General features: G+C 68.3%; 8 protein-coding genes. 6 read left to right on the forward strand and 2 right to left on the reverse strand.

Annotated elements, in window-relative coordinates:
* A partial coding sequence (locus A9X05_RS12215) for a F420-dependent hydroxymycolic acid dehydrogenase (protein ID WP_067781628.1) occupies positions 1-1,081 on the reverse strand: 1,081 nt, incomplete at its 3' end.
* Between the two features lie 66 nt (positions 1,082-1,147).
* Between A9X05_RS12215 and A9X05_RS12220 the strand changes: the two genes are divergently transcribed.
* A complete protein-coding gene (locus A9X05_RS12220) occupies positions 1,148-1,753 on the forward strand; it encodes a GNAT family N-acetyltransferase (protein WP_067755342.1) in 606 nt (201 codons plus the stop codon).
* A 37-nt stretch (positions 1,754-1,790) separates the two neighbouring features.
* A complete protein-coding gene (locus A9X05_RS12225; RefSeq protein ID WP_067781619.1) occupies positions 1,791-2,183 on the forward strand; it encodes a hypothetical protein in 393 nt (130 codons plus the stop codon).
* A gap of 49 nt (positions 2,184-2,232) precedes the next feature.
* Here A9X05_RS12225 and A9X05_RS12230 read toward each other — a convergent pair whose 3' ends face one another.
* Positions 2,233-2,880 (reverse strand): TetR family transcriptional regulator, encoded by a 648-nt coding sequence (locus A9X05_RS12230; RefSeq protein ID WP_197499038.1) that lies wholly within the window; start codon positions 2,878-2,880, stop codon positions 2,233-2,235.
* A 97-nt stretch (positions 2,881-2,977) separates the two neighbouring features.
* On the opposite strand from A9X05_RS12230, the gene A9X05_RS12235 reads away from it, so the two are divergent.
* From A9X05_RS12235 to A9X05_RS12250, 4 genes are read left to right on the forward strand one after another with little or no spacing between them, the layout of a single operon-like run.
* A complete protein-coding gene (locus A9X05_RS12235; protein WP_067781622.1) occupies positions 2,978-4,066 on the forward strand; it encodes a ferredoxin reductase in 1,089 nt (362 codons plus the stop codon).
* Between the two features lie 28 nt (positions 4,067-4,094).
* Entirely contained in the window at positions 4,095-5,201 is a 1,107-nt protein-coding gene (locus A9X05_RS12240; RefSeq protein WP_067755334.1) for an acyl-CoA desaturase, read from the forward strand.
* Positions 5,202-5,251: 50 nt separating this feature from the next.
* A complete protein-coding gene (locus A9X05_RS12245; RefSeq protein WP_197499039.1) occupies positions 5,252-5,776 on the forward strand; it encodes an SRPBCC family protein in 525 nt (174 codons plus the stop codon).
* Complete coding sequence (locus A9X05_RS12250; RefSeq protein WP_067781625.1) at positions 5,776-6,819, forward strand: LLM class flavin-dependent oxidoreductase; 1,044 nt, start codon at positions 5,776-5,778, stop codon at positions 6,817-6,819. Before A9X05_RS12245 ends, A9X05_RS12250 begins: the two co-directional genes overlap by 1 nt.
* Positions 6,820-7,065 lie beyond the last annotated feature (246 nt).

Consider the following 7,065-nt stretch of genomic DNA (forward strand, 5'->3'; position numbering starts at 1 on the left):
AGACGTTGGTGCGGTAGAACTCGATGGCCGTCAGCGGATTGCCCTGCGGGAAGTGCAAAAACGGGACGGCGCCCGCGTCCAGGATCGCCTGCACCGCCTTGACGTGGGGTGTCGCGTCGGTTCCGACCGTCCAGTTCGCCAGCACCTTGTCGATGGGGTTGGCCTGCGCGGCGCGCTGGATTTCGACCGGATTCGGCTGGTCGACGGCGCCGGCGGTGAAGCGCCACAGATTTGCCGCGGCGGCGGCCTCTGCGGCGTCGCCGACGACGGCGAACAGCTCGGCCCGCTTGCCCATGCCGCCCGGGTCGCGGCCTGCGGCGCGCGCGCCGGCGCCGAACGCCGCCAGCAGCGCCGGATTCGTGACGTCGCGTGCCTGACCGATCCAGCCGTCGCCGTATTGGCCGGCCATCGTCGCACTCTTGGGCCCGCTGGCCGCCACGAAGATCGGCGTGGGGCTGGCGGGCGTGTCGTAAAGCTTCAACGCGTTGGTCTGAAAGTACCGACCGGCGAACGAGATTCGTGATCCGCTCCACAACTGTCGGATCAGGCTGATCGCTTCGACCAGCCGGTCGTGGCGCTCGGTGTAGTTGCCGAACGCGTTGGTGCTCGCCTGTTCGTTCAGCCGTTCCCCGGTCCCGACTCCCAGGAACACCCGTCCGGGATACAGGATGGCCAGCGAGGCAAAGGCCTGGGCCACCACGGCCGGGTGGTAGCGGTAGGTGGGGCAGGTCACGCCGGTACCGAACGAGACGCGGTTGGTGGCGTTGCCGACCAGCGCCAGGGTCAACCACGGGAACATCGAATGGCCCTCGTTGTCCTGCCATGGCTGGATGTGGTCGCTGGCCCAGACGTGGGCAAAGCCGGCCTGTTCGGCCGCCTGGGCCTGCGCCACGAGTTGTTCGGTGCGGAACTGCTCGTGCGAGAGCACCAGACCCACCGGCCTGGCCGCGGGCGGTGGTGGGGAACCGGGCGCGGCGTGGTCGGTGCCCGGCCGCCCGCAGCCGGCACCGAGCCCGGCGGCGCCGAGCATGCCCGCACCGGCGGCCGCCCGCCCGAATGCGCGACGCGAAACGCCGGTCATCGAAACAACGTACCCACCGGTTCGGCGATGACACCCCGGATGCGGGTAACCGCTAACCTGACTCGGGTGACCCCCCAGGCGCGCCCTGCGCGGAAGGCCGATGTCCGCGAACTGTCGCGCACCCTGGCGCGTGCCTTTTACGACGACCCGGTGATGACCTGGCTGCTGCCCGACGACAGGGCGCGCACCGCGAACTTGCACCGGGTCTTCGGCACGATGACGCGACACCATCATCTGGGCTGTGGCGGCGTCGAGGTGGCCTGCGACGGCCCGGGCATCGGCGCGGCGGCACTCTGGGATCCGCCCAACCGTTGGCGGGAGACGCGCCTGGGCGAACTGGCGATGACCCCGACTTTCCTGCGCGTGTTCGGCATGCGCGCGACGAGGGCCCGCGGCGTGCAGGAATTGATGAAGCGCACGCATCCCGAAGAGCCGCACTGGTATCTGGCCGCCATCGGGAGCGACCCGTCCGTCCGCGGCCAAGGCTTCGGCCAGGCCCTGATGCGGTCCCGGCTTGACCGCTGCGATGCCGAATACTGTCCGGCGTATCTCGAATCGAGCAAGCCCGAAAACGTGCCGTACTACGAACGTTTCGGTTTCACGGTGACCCGCGAGTTGGTGTTGCCCGACGGTGGTCCCACCATGTGGGCGATGTGGCGCACGCCGCGGTAGCGTTTAGCCCCCCTACCCGGCGGGCAACCGATCCCGCATGAGCGAAAACCCGCAAGCCGAGGTCGACCCCGCGGACTTCCCCGAGGAGGGCGGGCCCGGCGACACCCTGAACGCGAGCGAAGGTACCGACTCCGACGAACTCCACAACGACGACGGTGACATCGTGGTCGACCCTCCCGAGGACTGGAGCGAGGCCAACCGCTTCGGCATGACGGCGCGGGAAGAGCGCGAGGGGGAATCCCTGGACGCCCGGCTCGCCGAGGAGGAACCCGACGTCTCGCCCGACATGCCGGGCGCGGGCGTGCCGACCGACGGTCCGCCCGGACGCGCTCATCGGGGCCAGATCGACGGAGCGCCCGAGGACGGTGAGTCGCTGTATGAGGTCGTCGACGAGAACGCGGCGCCGGACATCACCCAGACGACGGAGTGATGCGGCCAGTGTCCGACTGTTCACTGCGCATGCGGCGGCTGGGCGCCCGCTAAGGGGTGCTCTTCCAGCCGGCGATGCCGATCGCGATCATCCGCAGTTGCTTGACGGCGATCCGCCGGATGTCTTCGAGCGCCTCGGCGCTCTGCGCGTCCTCGATCGCCTCGGCGATGACGATCATCGCGTTGACGAACAGGGTCGCCAGGACGTTGAGGTCCTCGGTGGTCCACTCGTGCAGCCGCGGGAAGCGGGCCAGGTCGGTCGCCAGCTCGGAGGTGATCAACCGGATCTCGGTCCGGATGGCGTAGCGCAAGACGCTCAGCCCGCTGTTGCGTTCGCGCGCGATGAACCGCCAATGTTCGCGCCGCTGCGCGACGCTGGCGACCAGTATCTCCACCGATGACTCGATGACTCGGTTCGGGTCGAGCTTCCCGGCGCGGGCTTCACGCAGGGTATCGCGCAGGCTGCGGAATGATTCGTCGATCAGGACCAGCCCCAGTGCCTCCATCGACTCGAAGTGGCGGTAGAACGCCGCAGGCACGATCCCGACCTCGCGGGTCACCTCCCGCAGGCTGAGGCTGGAAAAGCTGCGGTCCTGCAGCAGCTTGAGGGCCGCGGCGATGATGGCGCGCCGGGTCGCCTCCTTGCGCTCCTCACGCGACCGGCTTTCGCGCACGCGCTCGCGACCAGAACCGCGCACCCGTGAGCTAGGAGTACGGCTGTTCACTGTGTGAACCCTACCACAGACCTGCAGTAAACCCTTGACTGACCGGGTGGTGCGGCTGCACGGTGTACATATGTTCACTCAAACTACTTCGAGTCGGGCCCTCGCCCGAACTCTTCGGAAGCGGGTGTTGGGTTCCGACCTCCTCGATCTGCTCACCGGGCCGCACGGTGTCGACCGTTACACCGAGCTGGTGGACCCGACCTGGACGCTGGGCCAGGCCCGCGCCAAGGTGATCGACGTGCGCCGCACCACCGCGCGCAGCGTCACCCTCACGCTGGCCCCGAACGAAAGCTTCACCTCCGCCTGGACGGTCCAAGCCGGCCAGTACGTCAACCTCGCCGTCGAGATCGACGGTCGCCGGCACACCCGCTGCTACTCCCCGGCCAATGTCGAAGGAGCCGCCAATCTCGAGCTGACCATCGGCCGGCACGACGGCGGCCTGGTCTCCAACTACCTGTACGAGCAAGGCCGTCGCGGCATGGTGGTCGGCTTGACGGGCGTGGGTGGCGACTTCGTGTTGCCGGCAAACCGACCGAACCGGATCCTCTTCGTCTCCGGTGGCAGCGGCATCACTCCGGTGATGGCGATGCTGCGCACGCTGGTCGCCGAGAATCACCCGGGCGAGATCGCGTTCGTGCACTACGCACGCAACTCGGCCGAGGCCTGCTACCGCGACGAGCTGGCGACCCTGCCCGGCGTCCGCGTGCTGCACGGCTACACCCGATCCGGCGGTGGCGATCTGGAAGGCCGGTTCGGCGCCGCGCATCTGGACGCCGCCATGACCTCACCCGACGCGGTGTTCGTCTGCGGCCCAACGCCTTTGGTCGATGCCGTGCGGGACCACTGCGACAACGTCTACACCGAAAGCTTCGTGCCGCCGTCGGTCGAGGCGCCCGCCAGCCCGTCGGGCGGCAAGGTCACCTTCGCCGACAGCGGGGTTGACGTCGTCGACGACGGACGCTCGCTGCTGGAACAGGCGGAATCCGCCGGCCTGTCACCCGAGAACGGCTGCCGGATGGGCATCTGCCACACCTGCACCCGACGGAAGACCGCCGGAACGGTGCGCAACCTGATCACCGGCGCCGTGTCCACCGGACCCGACGAGGACGTGCAGATCTGCGTGTCCGTCCCCGTCGGCGATGTCGACCTATCGCTCTAGCCGCCAGAAATTTCCGAGAGGAAAAGCCATGACACAGAACAAGATCAGCCTGACCCCCGAACAGGCCGACGCATTCGGCCGCGAGCTGGACGCCATCAGGGAGCGCGTGATGGCCAGCCTGGGAGCCGAGGACGCCGACTACATTCGCCGCGTCATCAAAGCGCAGCGAGCGCTGGAGGTCGGCGGGCGCGCGCTGCTCTTCCTGCCGCCCGCCTGGCTGCTGGGAACCACGATGCTCGGCTTGTCCAAGATCCTGGACAACATGGAGATCGGCCACAACATCATGCACGGTCAATACGACTGGATGCGTGACCCGACCATCTCCGGCCGGTCCTTCGAGTGGGACACCGCGTGCCCGGCCGATCAGTGGCGGCATTCGCACAACTACATGCACCACACCCACACCAACATCGTGGGGATGGACCGCGACATCGGCTACGGCATCCTGCGGATGAGCGAAGACCAGCGCTGGGAGCCCTACTTCCTGGGCAACCCGCTCTACGCCTTCCTGCTGATGGTGCTGTTCCAGTACGGCGTCGCGCTGCACGAGCTGGAAACCGAGCGCATCCGCGCGGGTGAGATCGAATTCGCCGACAAGCGCGAGGTGCTGCGCGAGATCTGGAAGAAGACTCGCCGGCAGACGCTGAAGGACTACGTGGCCTTCCCGCTGCTGGCCGGCCCCTTCGCGCCGTTCGTCTTCGCGGGCAACCTGTCGGCCAACCTGATGCGCAACGTGTGGTCGTACATGATCATCTTCTGCGGCCATTTCCCCGACGGCACCCAGGAGTTCACCGTCGAGGAGACCAAGGACGAGTCGCGCGGCATGTGGTACTTCCGGCAGGTCCTCGGTTCGGCAAACCTGACCGGCGGCAAGCTCTTTCACCTGCTATCGGGCAACCTCTCCCACCAGATCGAGCACCACCTGTTCCCGGACATGCCGGCACGCCGGTACGCCGAGATCGCGCCGGAGGTGCAGGAGATCTGTGAGCGCTACGGCATCCCCTACAACCGCGGCCCGCTGCTGAGGCAGTTCGGGACGGTCGTCCGCAAGATCGTTCGGCTGACGTTCCCCGACTCCATGGTGCGGAAGGTTACCGGCGACCGCTCGGCCGATCCGGTGCCCGTGGCCGCCTGACGGTCGCCCACGTCCCCCACGCGCAAACCGGGCCTTGCGCGCGGGGGACAATGGGCTGCGTGGAGTGGACCGGCGCACGCTATGCGGACAAACCGACGGTGGAGGCATCGACGTGGATCGATGCGGATCCGGCCCGGGTGTGGAGCCTGGTTTCCGACATCAAGCTGATGCCGACCCTGAGCAACGAGTTGCAAGCCGTCGAGTGGGCCGAGGGTGCCGACGCCCCGTGCGTGGGCGCGCGCTTCGTCGGACACAACCAGCACGACGCGTTCGGGCAATGGAGCACCACCTCCCAGATCGTCGCATACGACGAACCGCGTGAATTCTCCTGGGCCGTAGGCGAACCCGACAATCCCGCGGCGATGTGGCGGTTCAGGCTGACGCCCCGCGACGGCGGCACCGCGCTGAGCTACTGGATGCAGATGGGGCCGGGCCGTTCGGGGTTGTCGGTGGCCATCGAGTCGATGCCCGACAAGGAGCAGAAAATCGTGTTCGTGCGGATGCGCGAGTTCGAGGCCGCGATCGGCAAGACACTCGCGGCGATCAAGAGGCTGGCCGAACACGGGGTGCGCTGATGCGCACCGCGACGACGGTCGAGTTGTCCAGCGCCGCGGGCGAAACCGCCGCTTTCGTCGTCGAAGCGGAACGACTGGGCCTCGACGTGTGCTGGGTCGCCGAGGCCTGGGGCTCCGACGCGCCCTCGGCGCTCGGCTACCTCGCGGCGCGGACCGAGCGGGTCCTACTGGGCTCCGGTGTCCTGCAGGTGGGCGTCCGCTCGCCGGTCATGGTCGCGCAGACCGCCATCACGCTGTCCAACCTGTCGGGCGGACGATTCCTCCTCGGGCTCGGCGCATCCGGCCCGCAAGTGATCGAGGGCCTGCACGGCGTCTCCTTCAGCCGGCCCCTGGCGCGCATCTCCGAAACGGTCGACATCGTGCGGCAGGTCTTCGCCGGCGGCAAAGTGTCCTACTCCGGCAAGCAATTCCACATTCCGCTGCCCGGCGGCGAAGGGGTGCCGATGCGGTTGTCGACCCGGCCCGAGCACCCGATCCCGATCTACCTTGCCGCGCTCTCACCGGCGATGCTGCGGTTGACGGGTCGGACCGCCGACGGGTGGCTGGGCACCAGCTTCGTCCCGGAGGGTGCCGGCGAGGCCTACTTCTCACACCTCGACGAGGGCTTGGCCGCCGCCGGCCGCACCCGCGCCGACGTCGACATCTGCCAGGGCGCCGAAGTCGCCTTCGCTGCCGACGAGCAGGAGTTGCGCGGCATGGTCGCGGGCCGCAAAAAGGAGCTCGCCTTCAGCCTGGGCGGCATGGGCTCGTCCAGCACGAACTACTACAACCAGGCCTACAGCCGCCAAGGCTGGTCCGAGATCGCCGCCGAGGTACGCGAACGCTGGCAGCGCGGCGACCGCGACGGCGCGGCCGCACTGGTCACCGACGAGATGGTGTTGGCCACCACGCTGATCGGCACCGAGGAGATGGTTCGCGCCCGGCTCAGCGTGTGGCGGGACGCCGGCGTGAACACCGTGCGGCTGTATCCGGCCGGCGACACGCTGGATGCGAAGCTTGGCACGCTCGGCCGGGCCATCGAGCTGGTCGGCGAGATCGGCTAAACCCCGACCGTGGGGGATATGGACAAATTAACGACGGTTTTCGTACCCGGGCCACACGCTCGGCGGCCGGGGCGTCAGCGAACGGCCGTGGGCGCGTCGGTCGCCTTGACGAGTCGCACCTCCGGACGCTCCGGCACCCCGTCGGCCAGGAACCACCGGAAGGCGAGGTTGCCGCGCGGATAGTCCAGCGTGGTCAGCGAATTCGGGTGGGCGGTCATCCCGCGGGACAGGACGATGGTCACCGTG

It is taken from the genome of Mycobacterium sp. E3298, assembly GCF_001666895.1.
Classification (GTDB): domain Bacteria; phylum Actinomycetota; class Actinomycetes; order Mycobacteriales; family Mycobacteriaceae; genus Mycobacterium.